Below are 16,611 nucleotides of genomic sequence, written 5' to 3' on the forward strand. Positions count from 1 at the left end.
GACACCTGCCCCGTTGCCCTTGCCTCGCCGCCCGGCTATAGCGCGCGCGTCCATGCCCCCGGCCACTTCCAGGGTCTCCGGTGTCCTGCGCGCGGCCCTCTTCGGCCTCGCGGCGGGCCTGATGCTCGGCGGCGTGGGCCTGCTCTGGGTGGGCGTGCACGGCGTCTTCGGCTCGCCCGACTGCACGGACCTCACCGCTCCCGAGTGCCGGCTCCTCAGCGAGTCCGCCCGCGACCTGGGCCGGCTCCAGACGCTCTGTGGCGGAGCGCTCGTCGCGCTCGGCGCCGCCCTCTTCGTCCTGGCCCGCGGCCGGGCCCCCCTTCCCCCGCATGAACCCCCATCCAGCGTGACGCCCACGTGAACCGTCCTTCGGGTGCTGAACGGCCGGACAGGCCAGGCACCCCGCTGTCGGATTTTCAGCGCGAGGAAGGTTCACTAATTACTTGTGGCCCAGTCATTAGGTTTGAGGGTAGGAGACGGCCTTATGCAGCTCGAATCCCTGAAGATGTTCTGTGACGTCGTGGAGACCGGCTCGTTCTCTCGCGCGGCGCAGCTCAACCACGTGACGCAGTCCGCGGTGAGCCAGCAGATCCGCGCGCTGGAGAACCGGTACGAGCAGAAGCTGCTGTCACGCAGCGCTCGGCAGGTGACGCCGACGCCGGCGGGCGAGCGACTGTTCCGCGGCTGCAAGGAGATCCTCGCGCGCTTCGCGGAGGTGGAGCAGGAGATTCGGGAGCAGGCCACCGAGGTTCAGGGCGCGACCACCGTGTCCACCATCTACTCGGTGGGTCTGCACGAGCTGAACCAGGTGCAGAAGCAGCTCTTGAAGACGCACCCCAAGGTCAACATGCGCCTGAACTACCGGCGCAATGATCAGGTCTACGACGACGTGATTCTGGGCGCGGCGGAGATTGGCATCGTCGCGTATCCGCAGCCGCGCGCGGGCGTGGACATCCACCCGTTCCGCGACGACAAGCTCGCGGTGGTGTGCGCGCCCAACCACGCCTTCGCCAGCAAGGCCAAGGTGAGCGTCACGGCGTTGTCGGGCGTGCCCTTCATCGCGTTCGACCGAGAAGCCCCCACGCGCAAGGCGTTGGATCGCCTGTTCCGCGAGAAGAACATCGACATCACGCCGGTGATGGAGATGGACAACGTGGAGACCATCAAGCGGGCCGTGGAGATGGGCCTGGGCGTGGCCATCCTCCCGGTCTCCACCGCGCAGGCGGAGATCAAGCAGGGCACCCTGGTGGCCAAGCCGTTCGCGGAGGGCCCCGTGTCCCGCCCCATCGGATTGCTCATCCGCAAGGGCAAGTACCTGGATCGCGCCTCCGCGGCGGTGCTGGAGGCCTTCAAGCAGGCCGCGCAGCTCCCCGTGGAAGACTGACTTCTTCGCTGTCCTGAGTGCCGCCCTCACGGGGCGGCGGTGGCCTTATCAGGCCACGTCGGTGGCTGGGTCGATGAGCCAATCCTCGTCCTTGAGGGGCCCACCGAACTCGTTCTCCACCGAGCGGATGAGGTTGACGTTGCGCTGATCATTCTCGGTCAGCCGCGCGTCGGTGTACGTCGGGTCCAGCTTGTACCAACCCAGCTGCGCGAAGTGCGCCTGCAGGACCTTGCTCTTGAAGGGCCGTCCGCGCCGCGCGTAGATGGTGTTGCGCAAGAGGCGCAGGTCGCGCAGCGACAGCTGGCGCAATTCATTGACGCTCAGCACCCGCTCCAGCGACTGCTGCGAGGACTCCAGCTTGCCCGAGTCGCTCGCGTAGCCCCCCAGCGCGCGGCTCAGCAGGCCCAGCTCGATGCGCGCCTCCGCCGTCAGCTTGGCGTCCGTGTACTTCGGATCCGGGCGGTACCAGGGCTCGACCTTGTAGTGACACGCCATCGACTCGTCCATCCGGCAGCTCAGGCCAGTACAAGGCTGCGCCTCGTCCAGCGGCGCCTCGGGCTCGTCACACCCCTTCACCCGCCGGCCGTCCTTGAGGTGCCACTCGTAGACGTCATCCCAGGACTTGCCGGCGCGGGCGTAGACGTCGTTCTGCATCCAGCGCAGCTCGCGCTCGGAGAAGGACTGCTCGCGCACGGCGATGAAGTGCACGTTCTTGCGGTCCGCGTCGGACAGGCGCTTGTACGAGAACTTCGGGTCGGCCTTGAACCACGGCTGCTGGAAGAAGTGCTCCTTCAGCCAGGGCTTGCGGTAACCCGCCCAGCCGTAGCGGGCGAAGATGGTGTTGCGCAGGATGGCCAGCTCCCGCAGCGACTTGCCCTCCAGCAGCTCGCCCTTGCACGAGACTCGCGGCGCGGTGTCCACCGGGATGATCTCACAGGGCATCACCGTCTCGGAGTAGCCCGGGATGCTGGCCGCGGGCGCCGGCACATAGGCATCCGGGGCCGGCTTGTTCTTCTGAGCCCACGCGGACGGGGCCCAAAGCGCCAGCGCCAGCGCGGGCACGACGAGGGAGCGCGCGACACTCATGGAGACGGCCTCTCGCGGAAAGACAGGTCAGTAGAGCTTGCGCAGACGCGCGGCGAAGAATCCATCGAATCCCTCGGGGCCGGGCAGGGTCCGCAGCCACGCCTGGGCCAGCGGCAGCTTGAGCCCTGGGAGCACCGGCGGCTCCGCCGTCCACTCCGGATGGCTGCGCAGGAACATGTCCACCTGGTCCTGCCCCTCCTGCGGCTCGGGGGTGCACACCGCGTACACGAGCAGGCCCCCGGGAGGCACCGCCTCCTGGCAGTTCTCCAGGATGCGACGCTGGAGGGTGGCCAGCCGCGCCACGTCCGACTCCTGCCGGCGGTAGCGCAGCTCCGGGTGACGGCGCAGCGTGCCCAGACCCGAGCACGGCGCGTCCACCATCACCGCGTCGAACGTGCCCCACGCTTCGGGGAACGGCTCGGAGGCGTCGTGCGCGTGGGCCTTCAGGCGCGACAAGAGGCCCAGGCGCTTCGCCTCGGACTCAATCTTGCGCAGCTTGTGGGCGTGCAGGTCCACCGCCACCACGTCGTGGGACTCGGCCTGATGACAGGCCTTGCCCCCGGGCGCCGCGCACGCGTCCAGCACGCGGGCGGACTCGGGGAGGGCGCCATAGACGCCCACGAGCTGCGCGGCCTCGTCCTGCACCTGCCAGAGGCCCTCCGCGTAGCCATACACGTCCTCGATGCGGCCCACGGGCGGCAGCACGATGCCCACGGGGGACATGTCCGTGGCGCGCGCCTCCACGCCCTGTTCGCGAATCTGGGCCAGCAGCGCGTCGCGGGTCACCTTGGAGGTGTTGGCGCGCACCACCACCGCGGGGGCCTGATTGTCGGCCACCAGCATGGCCTCGGCGCGCTCACGGCCGAACTGCCGCACCCAGCGCTCCACCAGCCAGCGCGGGTGGCTCTCGCGCACGGACAGGTACTGCACGGGGTCCGACTGGGACGGCAGGGGCGCGGAGGGCAGCTCCGCCAGCTTGCGGAGGATGGCGTTGGTGAAGCCCGCCGCGCGTGAGAGGCCCACGTCCTTGAGGGCCTGCACCGTCTCCGCCACCGCCGCGCGCGCGGGCACGCGGGTGTGGAAGAGCTGGTAGGCCCCCACGCGCAGGGCCGCGAGGACCTTGTCCTCCAGCGCGTCCAGCTTGCGGTCCGCGAAGCGCGCGATGGCGTAGTCCAGCGCCATCTGCCGGCGCGTGGTGCCGTAGCACAGCTCCGTCGCGAGGGCGGCGTCGCGCGGGTCCTTGGGCGGCGACTCGGACAGCAGCGTGTCCAGCACCACGTTGAGGTACGCGTCCGTCGCGCGCACGCGCGCGAGCACCGAGATCGCCAGGGTGCGTGCGTTCATCCTTCTTCCAGCCGGGTCATCAGGTCCACGAGTTGCTCATCCCTCAGGCGCGTCGCCGCAATCGTAGAGAGGGTGAGGCTCTGAAGAACGTCCTCCAGCAGCTCGCGGTGGCCACTCTCGGCGGGGGCGCCGCGCTGGAGCTGTTGATACTGCGTCCGCGCCCAGGTGGCCAGCTCCGCGGCACTCAGCATGCCCGACAGCCGGTCGGCGATCTTCCGGCGCACCTCTGCTCGGGTCAGGAAGCCCGGCGGCACCTCGGCGCCCTTCCCCCCGCGCCCGAGCGTCTTGCCCGCCCGGGGCCCCACCGGAGCGCTCTCCGTGGCGGCCTTACGGCCCAGCGTCTTGCCCTTCGCCACGTCGGCGGGATGGGCCGGCGGGGCCTTGGTCCCCGTGGCGCCCGCCTTGCGGCCCAGCGTCTTGCCCGAGGGAGCAGCGGCGGCCTCGTCCGTCGCGCCCGTCGGGGTGAAGACGCCGCTCGCGAACGTCTCCAAGGCCTGGAGGTAGGGCTCGAAGCCGCGCGAGCCCTCGACCACCATCGCGCACGCCTCGGCGACCACGGACTCGCGCGCCGGGGGCTTGAGCTGCACCGCGATGGCGGGCACGCCCACCAGCTCCAGCGCCTCCTTCAGCGGATAGGAGCCCACGAGGCTCGTGGGGTTGATGACGATGCCCGCCACGGCCTGGCGCTCGGCGTGGAGCGTGTCGAGCAGCACGCCCTCGTGGTTCGACTGGACGACCTTCAGCGTCTGGCCCAGCGCCCGGGCCTTCTCGCGCAGCGCCGCCTCCAGGTCCGACAGCCGTCCCCCCGCCACGTCCTCCCGCTCGCCCTGGAGGGGGAGGTTCGGCCCGAGCAACACCAGCAAGGTCATCGCCATCCGCGTCTCACTCCTCGACATGTCCGCGCCCCGTCACGGCCCGAACGGCTGAGTGCCCGGCGCCAGCTTGTGCCCGGACAGGAAGTCCGCCGCGCCCATCGCCCGCTTGCCTTCGAGTTGCAGCTCCAGCAGCACGAGCGAGCCCTCCGAGGTCGCCACCTCCACCCCACCCGGCCCCGCCGCCAGCACCGTGCCGGGAGCGCCCTGCCCCGCGCCCACCTTCACGCGGTGCACCTTGAGCACCTTGCCGCCCAGCGTGGTGAAGGCCCCCGGCCACGGCGTGAAGGCGCGCAGCCGCCGCTCCAGCACCACGGCGGGGCGGGTGAAGTCCAGCTTCCCCTCCTCCTTGTCGATGAGGGGCGCCAGCACCATGCCCTCCGAGGGCTGGGGCACGGGCTTCAGCTCGCCTCGGAGGTACGCGGGCAGCGCCTCGCGCAGCAGGTCTCCGCCCAGCCGGGACAGCGTCGTGTGCAGCGTGGCGCTCGTCTCGTCCGGCGCGATGGGCTGCCGCTTCACGGCCAGCACCGGCCCGGTGTCCAGCCCCTCGTCCATCACCATCAGCGCCACGCCCGTCTCGGCGTCGCCATGGGCCACGGCCCACTGGATGGGCGCGGCGCCCCGGAAGCGCGGCAGGAGCGACGCGTGCACGTTGACGCAGCCGCGCGTGGGCAAATCCAGCACGTCCTTGGGCAGGATGCGGCCGTACGCCGTCACCACGCAGATGTCCGGCGCGTAGGGGCGCAGCGTCTCGACGAACGGCGGCGTGCGCAGCTTGGTGGGCTGGAGCACCGGGACGCCGCGAGACAGCGCCAGCTCCTTCACCGGCGGCGCCGTCACCGCGTTGCCGCGGCCCTTGGGCTTGTCCGGCTGCGTGACGACCGCCACCACGTCACCCAACTCGAAGCAGGCCTCGAGCGACGCCACGGCGAACTGCGGCGTGCCCATGAAGATGATGCGGGGTCGACTCATGATGGTGCGTATCTCCGGTCGCCGCGGCCGCTCAGGCCACGGTCTTCAAGGTGCTCGAGGACGGCTCCACCGCCTGGCGCTTGCGCAGCTCCAGGGCCTCCAAGGACTCCAGCGCGGCGCGCGCCTCGGGCGTGGTCGCCACGGGCCGCAGCGCGCCCAACGCCTGCGCCAGCACGTGCGCCTCGTCCGCCTCGCGCTGACGGATGCGGTCCACCGCGTCCGAGAAGCGCGCGAAGAAGGTGCGCAGCTCGTCTCCGCGCCGCAGCGGCCGCAGCCGGGGATAGCGCCCCGCCGCCAGTGCCGCCACGTAAAGGCTCATCACGTGCACGGGGCCCGCGACCCGATGCGTGAAGAGCAATCCAAACAGGCCCAGCACGCCGCCCAGCCCCACCACGCCCACCAAGGTCAGCGCGAGCAGCGTCCCCGCGCCCGAGGTCCCCGCCTCGGCGGCCACCTGCACGCGCCAGGCGAGCGCCCCAAAGACACCCATGCTCACCGCGCCCAGGCCCGAGAGCAGCAGGATGTACTTGAGCTGAAATTCTCGGTCGAGCAGGTACGTCCGGCGCGCGATGCCCGGACGCGCCGCGTTGCGAGTGGCTTCGGACATGTCGTTGACCAGCGTACCCCAGGTACCTCGGGTGGTTTGCTTCCTTCGTCAAGACAGGTCTACACCCAAAGACACGCCAACCCCGCGTACGCAAAGGAGCTCGCATGTCTCGCTCGTTCGTCGCGCTGTGCCTCAGTGTGTCCTTTCTCGCATTGGTCGGGTGCAAGAAAGACCCGGCCACTCCGGACTATTGGGAAGAATACCTTGCACGCATCCGGCGGGCGGATGACCGGGTCCGCCTCATCGAGTCGATGCGCAGCTCGGGCAAGGCGAACGCGAGCTTCCTGCCCATGCTGCACGCGCAGCTCGCGGCGGAGCACAAGCCCGAGGTGAAAGGAGCGCTGGCGCGCGCGCTGGCGGACGTGCACGACGTGTCGTCCGTGGAGCCGCTGAAGGCCGCGCTGGACCCGAGCGCGACGGACGCCTCCGCGCAGCTGGCCAACAAGGAGCTGGTGGCGGCGCTGGGCCGCATCGGGGACCGGAGCGCGGTGCCGGCGCTCATCCCGTTCCTGCGCTCGAAGGACAACTACACGCGCATCGAGGCCGTGCAGGTGCTTGGCGCGATGAAGTCCCCCGAGGCGGTGGAGCCGCTCATCCAGCTCGCCACGGATGAGGCCACGGAGCCCTTCCTCAACCGCAAGGCCATCGAGGCGCTCGGGCAGATTGGCGACGCGCGCGCGGTGCCGGTCCTCCTGCGCATGCTGACGAAGGAGCGCCACGGCGTGTCCTTCTACGTGGAGAGCAGCTTCGCGCTGTTCCAGCTGGGCGCGCCCGCCGCGGACGCGCTGCTCCCCGCGCTGGAGGGCAAGGACGCGGAGCTGGTGAGCTGGGCGCAGGGCCAGGGCATCAACCCAGCCAGCTACGCGATGAAGGCCGCGCAGGTGCTGGGGGACCTGCGCGACCACAGGGCGGTGGAGCCGCTGGTGCGCCAGCTCGGCTACACCCACGCGGATCCGCGCATCCAGGCCATGGTGCGCATGCAGGCGGCGGACGCGCTGGGCCGCATGCGCGCCACGGAGGCCGTGAAGCCCCTGGCCGCGCTGGTCCTCGAGCCCGACCCGACGGTGCGCCGCACCTACGTGCGCGCGCTCACGCTGCTGGGCGGCCGGGATGCGCTGCCCGCGCTGGAGAAGGCCGCGAGCACCGGCGACTGGTACGCCCGCGAGGTGGCGGTGAAGGGGCTGGCCATGCTGGGCGATGCCCGCGAACGTCCACTGCTGGACAAACTCGCCGCGGGCGAGGCCGCGCGCACCGCCACCGAGTGCAAGCAGGCGGAGGAGACGGGCTGCGACAACCCGGCCGCGCTGGGGAAGAAGCGCAGCGACGCGCTGGTGGGCTATGCGCAGCTCCTGGAGGCCGGGCAGGCCTGTACCCAGGACGCGGGCTGCTGGACGCAGCGGCTGGAGAAGGCGAACGGCGCGCTGCTGGAGCGCACCGCGCTGGAGCTGGGTCGCTCGGGCGCCCCGGCGAGCGTGACGCCCCTGGCCTCGCGGCTGGGGGAGCGCGACACCGAGGCCCGCTCCGCGGTCATCCAGGCGGTGGACTGGCTGGTGGAGACGCCCGCCACGGCGAAGCAGGCCCGCTCCACGCTGCCCGCGCTGCGCAAGCAACTGGATGACGAGCGCGGCAACACGCACCTCGTCGGCGTGAACGAGGACCTGCGGCGGCTCGTGGTCAAGCTCGAGCGGACCTGAGGCCCTCGCCCGGCGCCATGAGCGACGGGGGCACGCGCTCGACGGCCCGGTGCAGGACGCTGAGCTGGCGCACCAGTCGCTCCTCCTGGGTGCGGGACAGCGCGTCCGTGCCCTCGGGGGGAGCGTGGGCCGGCGGCAGCGGGCGGGGCTCGCGGCGGTCCTCCAGCGACTCCGCCAGGTCCTCCAAGGCGCCGCTGGCGTAGCGGGTCAGCGGCGCGAGGTCCGCGTCCGAATGCCAGTCGCGGCGGGCGGCCAGCGCCGTCACCGCCGCGCCGAAGCGCCGTGCGTAGGTGAGCAGCGCCATCGCCGGTTCCAATTGCTCGGGGGGGCCGTGCCATTCGCCCAGGAGCCGCTGGAACGAGTCCTCCGCGGCCAGCAACGCCAGCCCCACGCGGCGGCGCGCCTCGCGAAGGCTGACCTCTCCTTGTGCCGGCCGGGGCGAGGACACCTGGCGCAGATAGTCCCGGTCCGCGCGCAGCACACGCGCCACGCGCTCCGGGAAGCGCTGATGCTCCGGGCTGGGCCACAGCAGCCGCATGCTCACGAGCGCCAGCGCGCCGCCGAACAGCGTGTTGACGAGCCGCACGCCCGCGAGCCGCCAGTCCCCGGTCTGAATCTCCGCCAGCAGCACCAGCGCGGGCGCGAGCAGCACCTGGTACGCCGTGAAGTTCAGCGGGCGCAGGCTGACGGACACGGCGATGAGACACACCACGGCGGCCAGGAGCCCCACGCGGTCGTGCACGGTGTACGCGAGCCCCGCCGCCAGCGCGCACCCCACCAGCGTGCCGGCGAGGCGTTGCAGCCCCTTCTGGAGCGTGAGGCCCGAGTACGGCTGGAGAATCACGATGACGGTGATGGTCACCCAGTACCAGTGATTGAGCCCCAGCCACTCACACAGGCCGGTGGCCACCGCGGCGGTCAATCCCAGGCGGAGGGCGTGCCGGAAGATGACCGACTCGGGCGACAGGTTGTCGCGCAACGGGGTGAGCCAGGACGGCCCCGCGATGCGGCGGCGAGCGAACGGCAGCGCGGCCCGCTCGGGCAGGGGCTCTGCGCGCGTCAGGCGCGTGGCCACGTCCAGCGCCACGGCGACGTACTCGCGCAGCCGCTCGAGCAGCGCCACGAGGTGTTGCCCGTGCGCGCGCTCGGACTCGGTCATCGGCCCCGACTCCTCTCTTGCGCGCAGGGCCTGCGCCACCCGCTCCGCGTCCCAGGCTCCACCTTCGGGCTCGGGCACGACGCCTTCCTCCAGCACGACGGCGAGCCGCTGCGCATCCGCCGCGAAGGCCGCGAGGGCGCCCTGGGCCTCGGCGCGGATGGCGAGGAAGCGGGCCTCGTGCGGCGCGGCGTCGAGGGCTTCGGCGAAGGCCGTCAGGCGCAGGAACAAGGCATCCGCGGCCTCGAGCAACACGAGCAGGTGCTCCCCTCGCCCGCTCTGCTCCTGGCTCCGTCGGCGGATGGCGCCCAGGGCCGCGCGCGCGGCCTCCAGCGCCTGACGGATGGCGGCGCTGCGCAACGCGGACTCGCGCGTCCAGGACGGGGGCTTCACGCCCTCCGGCGGCCAGCGGCTCACCGCGGTCGCGTAGCCGGCCAGCTCGCGATAGCACCGGGCGATGACGCGGCGGATGGGCAGATAGGGCCGCAGCGGCCACAGCACCAACGCGAGCACCATGGCCCACGCGCCGCCCAGCACGAAGAAGGCCGCCTGCGCGAGCGCCCCCGCGAAGCCGTGCGCGGGCAGCGCCAGGGACACCACGAAGAGGTTGGCCAGGAGGATGCCCACGACGCCCGCGGTGTCGCCGTAGCAGCGCGCGAAGCCGCACGCCGTCACCCAGCAGCACGTGAGCGCCACGTCCACCCACAGCGGGCTCGGGATGGCGCTGATGAGGCCGCCCAGCGCGCCCAACAGCGTCAGGGCGCCCATGGCCAAGGCGCGCGAGCGGTAGGGCCCGCCTCGGTCCACCAGCGTCACGAAGAGCCCGGCCATGCCGGACCACGCCGCCGCCGGCCGGTGAAGCAGCGCGGACACCAGCAGCGGAACGCCCAACGCCAGCGCGGCCCGGAGCCCCGCCTGCACCGCGGGCCGCCCCGCCTCCAGGTGGAACAGGTGCGTGACGTGGCGAGGCAGCACGTGGCGCATGCGCGTTCGCTCAGGCCTGCTCACCCGACCACGCGAGGACGCCCGGCCCCGCGACCGCTCGGAAGCAGTCATGGAGCCAGGCCCCCGCCATGCGCGCCGCGCCCTCCAACGGCAGCCGCTCCTCCAAGAAGCGAGACAGCCCTGGCACCGGGCGCAGGGCCTTGCGTCCGCGCAGCGCCTCGAACGCGCCGAGGACGAGCGCGCGGCCGTCCTCATCCTCCTGCCCCGCGAGCAGGAGCGTGGGCACGCGCACCTGCGCCAGCGCGTCCCCCGCCAGGTCCGGCCGCCCGCCCAGGGTGACGACCGCCTGCACGCCAAAGGGTTGATAGGTGGACGCCACGAGCACCGCCGCCGCGCCCAGCCCCAAGCCCAGGTAGCCCACCGGGAGCAGCGACAGGGCCGCGTCGCGCTGGAGCCAATCGCGCGCCACCTCCAGCCGGTGCGCCAACACCGTCACCGTGGCGTCGTGGCGCAGACGCCAGGCATCCGCCTCGGACTCGTCCGCCGTGCGCAAAGCCAGCCCCAGCGTGGCCAGCCCCCCGGCGTGCAGCGTCCCCGCCACGCGCTCGGCCACGCCCACCGCGCGCCCGTCCTCCGGCTCGCCCGCGAGCAGCACGAGCCCGGAGGCCCGCTCGGGTACTTGGAGGCGCCCCGACAGCAAGCGCCCCGCGACGGCAATCTCCACGCCCCGCTCGTGCACGCGCATCCCCGCTCCTCTCGTGGACGACCCCGCTCGCTCCTTCGGGAAGGCGGTGACGCCCGAGGGCCTCGGGCAAAGCTGGGTCGCGCGCGTGGAGCCGGCCAGACGGGGGCTCTCGCTCCGTCTGGCGGCGGGCGAGAGGACAGGCCCGCTTCAGCTCGCTTCGCGCTCGGGGCCCAGCTCCTCGTCCTCCTCGGACGGGCCATCCTGGAAGGCGCTGGGGAGCAGGCTGAAGGGCAGCACCTTGGCCAGCGCCGCCAACAGGAGGATGCCCCCGGGCGCCGCGAAGATGGCCAGCGCGGGGATGGCCTTGGCCACGTCGATGAGCTGCGCGCGCATGCGCTGGCGCTCGTCCGGCGTGAGCTTCTGGCGCCGCGCCATCTTCGTGAGCAGCACCGCCAGGTCGCCCGTCTCGCGCGCCTCCTGCATGAGCCGGTGGAAGTTCTTCTCCAGCGTCTCCTGCATGCCCGCCATGAGGTCCTCGCCCATGGCGCCCGCCGCGTCGGACACGGTGAAGACATCCACGAGCGAGCGATGGCGCGCGTAGAACTCGGCCATCTCCAGCTCCAGCCGGCGCAGCTCCTCCTTCGGCACGCGGAGCGCGTCCGCCAGCTCGTCGATGAAGAAGCGCTCGCGCCGGGTGCGGCGCCCGTCCACCAGCGCCGCGAGCAACGTCTGCTCCAGCAGGAAGTGGCGCACGTCCACGCCGCGCACCTGACGCACCACGTCCCGGACGCCGCGCTTGCGCTCGAAGGACTGGCGCACCGCCGCCTTCAGCTCGGACTCCATCGCGTGCGGCAGCCGCAGCCCTTCCACCTGCCGCAGAATCGCCCGCCGCGCGGGGAGCGCCGGCTGCCGGTCCACGCACGCCAGCGCCGTGAGCACGTCCACCAGCAGCGCCTTCTGCTTCGCCGCGAAGGCGATGCGCCGCCGCGCCATGATGGGCTGCAACCGGCCTCGCGAGAACAGGTCGATGGCCTGCCGGCAGAAGAGCTGCGCGTCCGCGTACTGCGCGCCGTTGTGCAGCACCAGCCCGTAGACCGGGTCTCCCGCCAGCGACGGGGCCCGCTTGTCCAGGGCGCTCTCCACCTTGCCCGCCAGCCGCTTGGACACCGGCTGCCCCGTGGCCAGCCGCGCGTCGATGTCGCGCGCCAGCTCCAACTCGCCCGCGAGCACCGCGAACAACACGAGCAGCGGCTCTCGGCCCGTCACCGGAGGCGCGCCCACGAGCCGCGCCACGTCCAGCGCCATGCGCGCCAGGGTGCGCACCACGGCCTGGAAGAGCTGCCCCGCCATCGCGTCCGGGGAAGGGGCCTCGGCGCCCTCGGCCAGCGCGGACTCGGCGGGCGTCCCGTACAAGAGCCCCGAGGCCCGCAGCGTGCGTTGCAGATACGCCCGCGCCTGGGCTCGACCGGGGCTGGGGAAGCCCTCGGGAGCCTCCGGAGCGGGCGCGCGCGCGTGCGAGGAGACCGCCTCATCGAGGAGCACGGTCAACCAACCCGCCTTGCCGAAGTGCAACACCGACACCGGTACACCCCCGGGCCCGCCACGGTTCCCAATTCCCGGCGGGTGGCGGGAGATAACCCAGCCGCCTCCGCGTTTCCACCCGGCTTCCAACCGTTCATCAGGCGGAGAAGCGGGGCCGGACACCCCCGCTTCTTTCCAACGGGGGCCCGGCCCGGGGGACTACAGCGCCGTGGCCTTGCCGACCTCCAGCTCCTGCACCTTGGCGCCGCCGCGCAGCTTCTTCAACGCACCGCGCAGCTCCTCGGGCGTGCCGCTGAGCGCCGGGAACGTGCCGAAGTGCATGGGCACGATGGTCTGCGCCTTCAAGAGCCGCGCCGCGTGGGCCGCCTCCTGCGGATCCATGGTGAAGTGCCCGCCAATGGGCAGCAGCGCCACGTTGGGCTTGAACTCCTCGGCGATGAGCTCCATGGACTCGAACGCCCCGGTGTCCCCCGCGTGATACAGCGTGGGGCCGTCATCAATCTGGATGACGTAGCCCAGCGGCGCGCCCGCGTACTGGGCCGGCGCCTTGGGATCCGCCTGGTAGCTGCTGGAGTGCACCGCCTGCACCAGGTGGATGGTCGCGTCCTTCACCCGGAACGTCCCGCCCGCGTTGGCGCCCATCGCCTGGGCCTCGGGCAACCCCAGCAGGTTCACCAGCTCGAACGAGCCGAACACCTTGGCGCCCGTCTTCTGCGCCAGGGCCTGCGTCTCGCCCACGTGGTCGAAGTGGCCGTGCGTCACGAGGATGGCGTCCACCGCCTCGGGCCACGGCGCGCCCTGCGGAGCCTTGGGGTTGGTGAGCCACGGGTCCAGCGCCAGCACCGCGCCGCCCGGGGTGCGCACCACGAACGCCGCGTGGCCCCACCACGTCACCTCCGTCTTGCCGTGGGTGGCCGCGGGGGCCTTCGCGCCCTTCGCCTCACCGGCGGGCCTGGCCGCCTTGGCCGCCGCCGGAGGCTTCTGCGCCGGAGCGCCCTGGGCCAGCGCGGTCCCCGACAGGGCCAGTACCGCGCCCATCACTGCCGCCTTGAAGTTCGTCCGCATCGCTGTCTGCTCCTGGGTTGGAACGACGAGAAAGGCCGGCCCGCCGAATACCACTCCCCAGGCGGGACGAGGGGGGCACGGGCCCCCGGCTGCCTCGGAGCAGACAGATGCCTGGAGCGCCGCCTGGGCTCAAGCTTGTTTCGACATTCCGTGGGGACCGCGCGCTACGCTGCCGCTCCACGTGGACCATCGATTCCAAGTCAGCCTCCGGGGGGTCATCGACCTCCTCTCCCACCACCTGTACAGCTCGCCGGGCGTCTACGTGCGGGAGCTGCTCCAGAACGCCACGGACGCCATCCGGGCCCGCCAGCACCTGGAGTCCCAGCACCCCGGCACCCTCCGGCTGGAGCTGATGGAGAAGCAGGACGGCGGCGCCACCACCCTCGTCTTCACCGATGACGGCGTGGGGCTGACGGAGGAGGAGGTCCACCGCTTCCTGGCCACCATCGGCGAGTCCTCCAAGCGCGAGGCCCTGGAGGCCCGGCGCAACGACTTCATCGGCCAGTTCGGCATCGGCCTCTTGTCGTGCTTCATGGTGTGCGACGAGCTGCTCGTGGTGACGCGCTCGGCGCGGGGCACTCACCCGACGCTGGAGTGGCGCGGTCGCCACGACGGCACCTACGACGTCCGCCCCGCCGCGCACCCGCTGGAGCGTCCCGGCACCCAGGTCTTCCTCACGGCCCGCGCGGACATGGCCGAGTGGTTCACCCCCGAGCGCGTGCGAAGCCTCGTCCTGCACTACGGCGGGCTCCTGCCCTTCCCCATCCACCTGACCGTGGGGGGCCAGACCGAGCACCTCAACCGGGACGGCGCGCCCTGGAGCGCGAGCTACGAGTCCCCCTCGGAGCGCCGGGAGGCCCTGCTCGCCTACGGACGGCAGGTCTTCGACATGGACTTCCTGGACTACATCCCGCTGCGGGCCACGTCCGGGGACGTGCAGGGCGTGGCCTTCGTGCTGCCGGCCTCGCCGCACTTCAACGCGAAGCAGAAGCACCGCGTGTACCTCAAGTCGATGCTCTTGTCGGAGAGCGCGGACAACCTGCTGCCGGACTGGGCCTTCTTCGTGAAGTGCGTGGTGAACGCCAACGCGCTGCGGCCCACCGCCAGCCGCGAATCCTTCTACGAGGACGCGGTGCTGGAGCGGGCCCGGGGCTCGCTGGGCGTCGCGCTGCGCAGATACCTGATGGACCTGGCCCGGGAGGAGCCGCGCGCGCTCCAGCGCCTCATCGCGCTGCACGGCCTGTCCATGAAGGCCCTGGCCCTGGATGACGACGACTTCTTCCGGCTCGTCATCGACTGGCTCCCCTTCGAGACCTCGCTGGGGATGATGACGCTGGGGGACTACCGTCGGGCGTACTCCCTGGTCCGCTACACCCCCACGCTGGATGGCTTCCGTCAGGTGGCGCGCGTGGCGGCGGCCCAGGGCCTGTGCATCATCAACGCGGCCTATACCCACGACACCGCGCTCCTGGAGCGACTGCCTCAGCTCTTCCCCGAGGTCCGCGCGGAGCCCTTCTCCTCGGCGGAGCTGCCCCAGAGCTTCGAGGAGCTGACGGATGACGAGCGGCACGCGGTCCGCTCGCTGGTGCGCGTGGCGGACCGGGCCCTGCTCCCCTTCCGCTGCGGCGTGGAGGTGCGGAAGTTCCTCCCCGCGGAGGTGCCCACGCTCTACAGCACGGACGAAGAAGGCGCCTTCCGCCGAGAAGCGGAGCGAGCGCGAGAGGGAGCGGACGACCTGTACGCCGGCGTGGTGGCGGGCGTGCTGGAAGGCGCGCCGGGCCAGCTCCACGCGAAGCTGTGCTTCAACTACCTGAACCCCGTGGTACGGCGGATGGCGCGGGTGCCGGACCGGGAGGTGATGAAGCTCTCGGTGGAGATGCTCTATGTCCAATCGCTGCTCTTGGGGCAGCACCCGCTGAGCGCGCGGGAGATGACGCTGCTCAACCAGGGGTTGCTGGGGCTCATCGACGCGCGGCTCGGCGATGACGACGAGGGGCCGGAGAACGATGGCGGACCGGGCTCGCGGGAGGTGCACTGATGGCGGGTGACTGGAACGACGAGGCGGATGCGCTCCTGGAGCGCGCCGAGCACCTGCCCTACGGTGACACCAAGACGCGCATCCTCGAGGAGGCCGTGCGGCTGGCGGATCTCCACGGGGACATCGACCGAGGCTACGCGCTGCGCGGGGAACTCATCGACGCGGCCACGTTTGGCGGCGCGGCGGACAAGGTCCTGGTGGCGTTCGCGTGGTGCCGGGGCCAGCAGAAGAAGGACCCGAAGCGCTTCGACCCCGAGGAGATGCTCTGGAAGCAGAAGTGGGTGGTCGGGCTCATGGATGAGTTCCCGAGCATCTCGCGCCAGCAAATCGCCGCGGCCCTGGATGACCTGGAGCAGGGCTTCGCACGGGTGAACGCGGGGAAGCGCGCGATGCTCAAGCTGCGCTACCTCACCGCCATGGACATGGGCGAGGTCGACGAGGCCGAGCGCCTGTGGGCCGCCTGGATTCAGACGCCCAGAGACCACCTCACCGACTGTCGCGTGTGCGAGCTGGATGACGAGTTGGATCATCACGTGCGCCGCGGCGAGTGGGAGCTGGCGTTGCGCAAGGCTCGCCCGCTTTTGGACGGGCGGCAGTTCTGCACCGAGGTCCCGCATCAGACCTTCGGAACGCTGCTGTATCCCCTCTTCCGACTGGGGCGGATGGAAGAGGCCCGGGACTGCCACCAGCGCGGCTATGCGCTCATCGCGAAGAACCGCGAGTTCCTCGCCACGGTGGGTGAGCACCTGGAGTTCCTCGGGCTGACAGACAACCTGGAACGAGGGCTGGCGCTGTTCGAGCGGCACCTCGGTTGGGCGCTGGAGCACGCGAGCCGCCGCGACCGCTTCACCTTCTACACCGCGGCAGGCTTCCTGCTAGGGCGAGTGGTGTCCGCGGGCCGAGCCACGGCGACGCTGCGGCTGCCCCGGGACTTCGAGCTGTATCAATCCAACAGCACCTACGAGACGCGAGCCCTGGCTGCCTGGATGGACGCGCAGTCCAGGGACCTCGCGCTCCAGTTCGACGCGCGAAACGGAACGGACCGCTTCGCCCGACTGCGCCAGCGCACCGAAGCACTCCGCACCGAAGTCCGTCCATTCGCCCTCGAAGGCTGACGCCCGACACGCCCCTCGCACGCCCCAGACAGCAAAGGCCGAGACACGCGAGGCGCGCCACCTCGCGCGAACGCCTCACCGCGGGCTGACTGCGCGGCCCCCTGAG

14 protein-coding genes are annotated in these 16,611 nt (G+C 71.8%); 5 read left to right on the forward strand and 9 right to left on the reverse strand.

Features of this window, described 5'->3' with window-relative positions:
* Window positions 1-52 precede the first annotated feature (52 nt).
* The gene (locus tag KRR26_RS02065; protein WP_120210343.1) at window positions 53-361 is read left to right on the forward strand and encodes a hypothetical protein; all 309 of its coding nucleotides are present in this window, start codon (window positions 53-55) and stop codon (window positions 359-361) included.
* 123 nt (window positions 362-484) lie between these two features.
* Entirely contained in the window at window positions 485-1,384 is a 900-nt protein-coding gene (locus tag KRR26_RS02070) for a LysR family transcriptional regulator (RefSeq protein WP_120210342.1), read from the forward strand.
* A 48-nt stretch (window positions 1,385-1,432) separates the two neighbouring features.
* Here the strand turns inward: KRR26_RS02070 and KRR26_RS02075 are convergent, their stop codons facing one another.
* Genes KRR26_RS02075 through KRR26_RS02095 form a run of 5 tightly spaced genes read right to left on the reverse strand, consistent with a single transcriptional unit; the run spans window position 1,433 to window position 6,265 of the window.
* Window positions 1,433-2,470 (reverse strand): YARHG domain-containing protein, encoded by a 1,038-nt coding sequence (locus KRR26_RS02075; RefSeq protein ID WP_217078990.1) that lies wholly within the window; start codon window positions 2,468-2,470, stop codon window positions 1,433-1,435.
* A 27-nt stretch (window positions 2,471-2,497) separates the two neighbouring features.
* Entirely contained in the window at window positions 2,498-3,814 is a 1,317-nt protein-coding gene (rsmB, locus tag KRR26_RS02080; protein WP_120210340.1) for a 16S rRNA (cytosine(967)-C(5))-methyltransferase RsmB, read from the reverse strand.
* Window positions 3,811-4,689, reverse strand: a complete 879-nt coding sequence (locus KRR26_RS02085; protein ID WP_233577479.1) for a type II 3-dehydroquinate dehydratase — start codon at window positions 4,687-4,689, stop codon at window positions 3,811-3,813. The genes rsmB and KRR26_RS02085 overlap by 4 nt, the downstream gene beginning before the upstream one ends.
* Window positions 4,690-4,722: 33 nt before the next feature.
* Window positions 4,723-5,658: a methionyl-tRNA formyltransferase gene (fmt, locus tag KRR26_RS02090; RefSeq protein ID WP_120210339.1), complete on the reverse strand. Its 936-nt coding sequence runs from the start codon at window positions 5,656-5,658 to the stop codon at window positions 4,723-4,725.
* Window positions 5,659-5,689: 31 nt separating this feature from the next.
* A complete protein-coding gene (locus tag KRR26_RS02095; RefSeq protein ID WP_120210338.1) occupies window positions 5,690-6,265 on the reverse strand; it encodes a signal protein in 576 nt (191 codons plus the stop codon).
* 104 nt (window positions 6,266-6,369) lie between these two features.
* Here KRR26_RS02095 and KRR26_RS02100 point away from each other — a divergent pair, with 104 nt between their 5' ends.
* Window positions 6,370-7,959 carry a HEAT repeat domain-containing protein gene (locus KRR26_RS02100; protein WP_217078991.1) on the forward strand — a complete coding sequence of 530 codons (1,590 nt, stop codon included), beginning with the start codon at window positions 6,370-6,372 and terminating at the stop codon, window positions 7,957-7,959.
* Here KRR26_RS02100 and KRR26_RS02105 read toward each other — a convergent pair.
* The 4 genes from KRR26_RS02105 to KRR26_RS02120 all read right to left on the reverse strand — a co-directional run bounded on the left by KRR26_RS02105 (window position 7,940) and on the right by KRR26_RS02120 (window position 13,352).
* Window positions 7,940-10,099, reverse strand: coding sequence for an FUSC family protein (locus tag KRR26_RS02105; RefSeq protein ID WP_120210336.1), 2,160 nt, complete (start codon window positions 10,097-10,099; stop codon window positions 7,940-7,942). The two genes, KRR26_RS02100 and KRR26_RS02105, sit on opposite strands and share 20 nt — an antisense overlap.
* Before the next feature lie 10 nt (window positions 10,100-10,109).
* On the reverse strand, window positions 10,110-10,805 hold the full coding sequence (locus tag KRR26_RS02110; RefSeq protein WP_120210335.1) for an alpha/beta fold hydrolase: 696 nt from the start codon (window positions 10,803-10,805) through the stop codon (window positions 10,110-10,112).
* Between the two features lie 147 nt (window positions 10,806-10,952).
* Window positions 10,953-12,326, reverse strand: a complete 1,374-nt coding sequence (locus KRR26_RS37335) for a hypothetical protein (RefSeq protein ID WP_328707044.1) — start codon at window positions 12,324-12,326, stop codon at window positions 10,953-10,955.
* A 159-nt stretch (window positions 12,327-12,485) separates the two neighbouring features.
* On the reverse strand, window positions 12,486-13,352 hold the full coding sequence (locus KRR26_RS02120) for a metal-dependent hydrolase (protein ID WP_120210334.1): 867 nt from the start codon (window positions 13,350-13,352) through the stop codon (window positions 12,486-12,488).
* A gap of 181 nt (window positions 13,353-13,533) precedes the next feature.
* Here KRR26_RS02120 and KRR26_RS02125 point away from each other — a divergent pair, with 181 nt between their 5' ends.
* The gene (locus KRR26_RS02125) at window positions 13,534-15,390 is read left to right on the forward strand and encodes an HSP90 family protein (RefSeq protein ID WP_120210333.1); all 1,857 of its coding nucleotides are present in this window, start codon (window positions 13,534-13,536) and stop codon (window positions 15,388-15,390) included.
* Complete coding sequence (locus KRR26_RS02130) at window positions 15,390-16,505, forward strand: hypothetical protein (RefSeq protein WP_120210332.1); 1,116 nt, start codon at window positions 15,390-15,392, stop codon at window positions 16,503-16,505. The genes KRR26_RS02125 and KRR26_RS02130 overlap by 1 nt, the downstream gene beginning before the upstream one ends.
* The last annotated feature ends 106 nt before the right edge of the window (window positions 16,506-16,611 follow it).

Origin of the sequence: Citreicoccus inhibens (assembly GCF_019039035.1) — a bacterium.
In the GTDB taxonomy this organism is placed as follows: Bacteria; Myxococcota; Myxococcia; order Myxococcales; family Myxococcaceae; genus Citreicoccus; species Citreicoccus inhibens.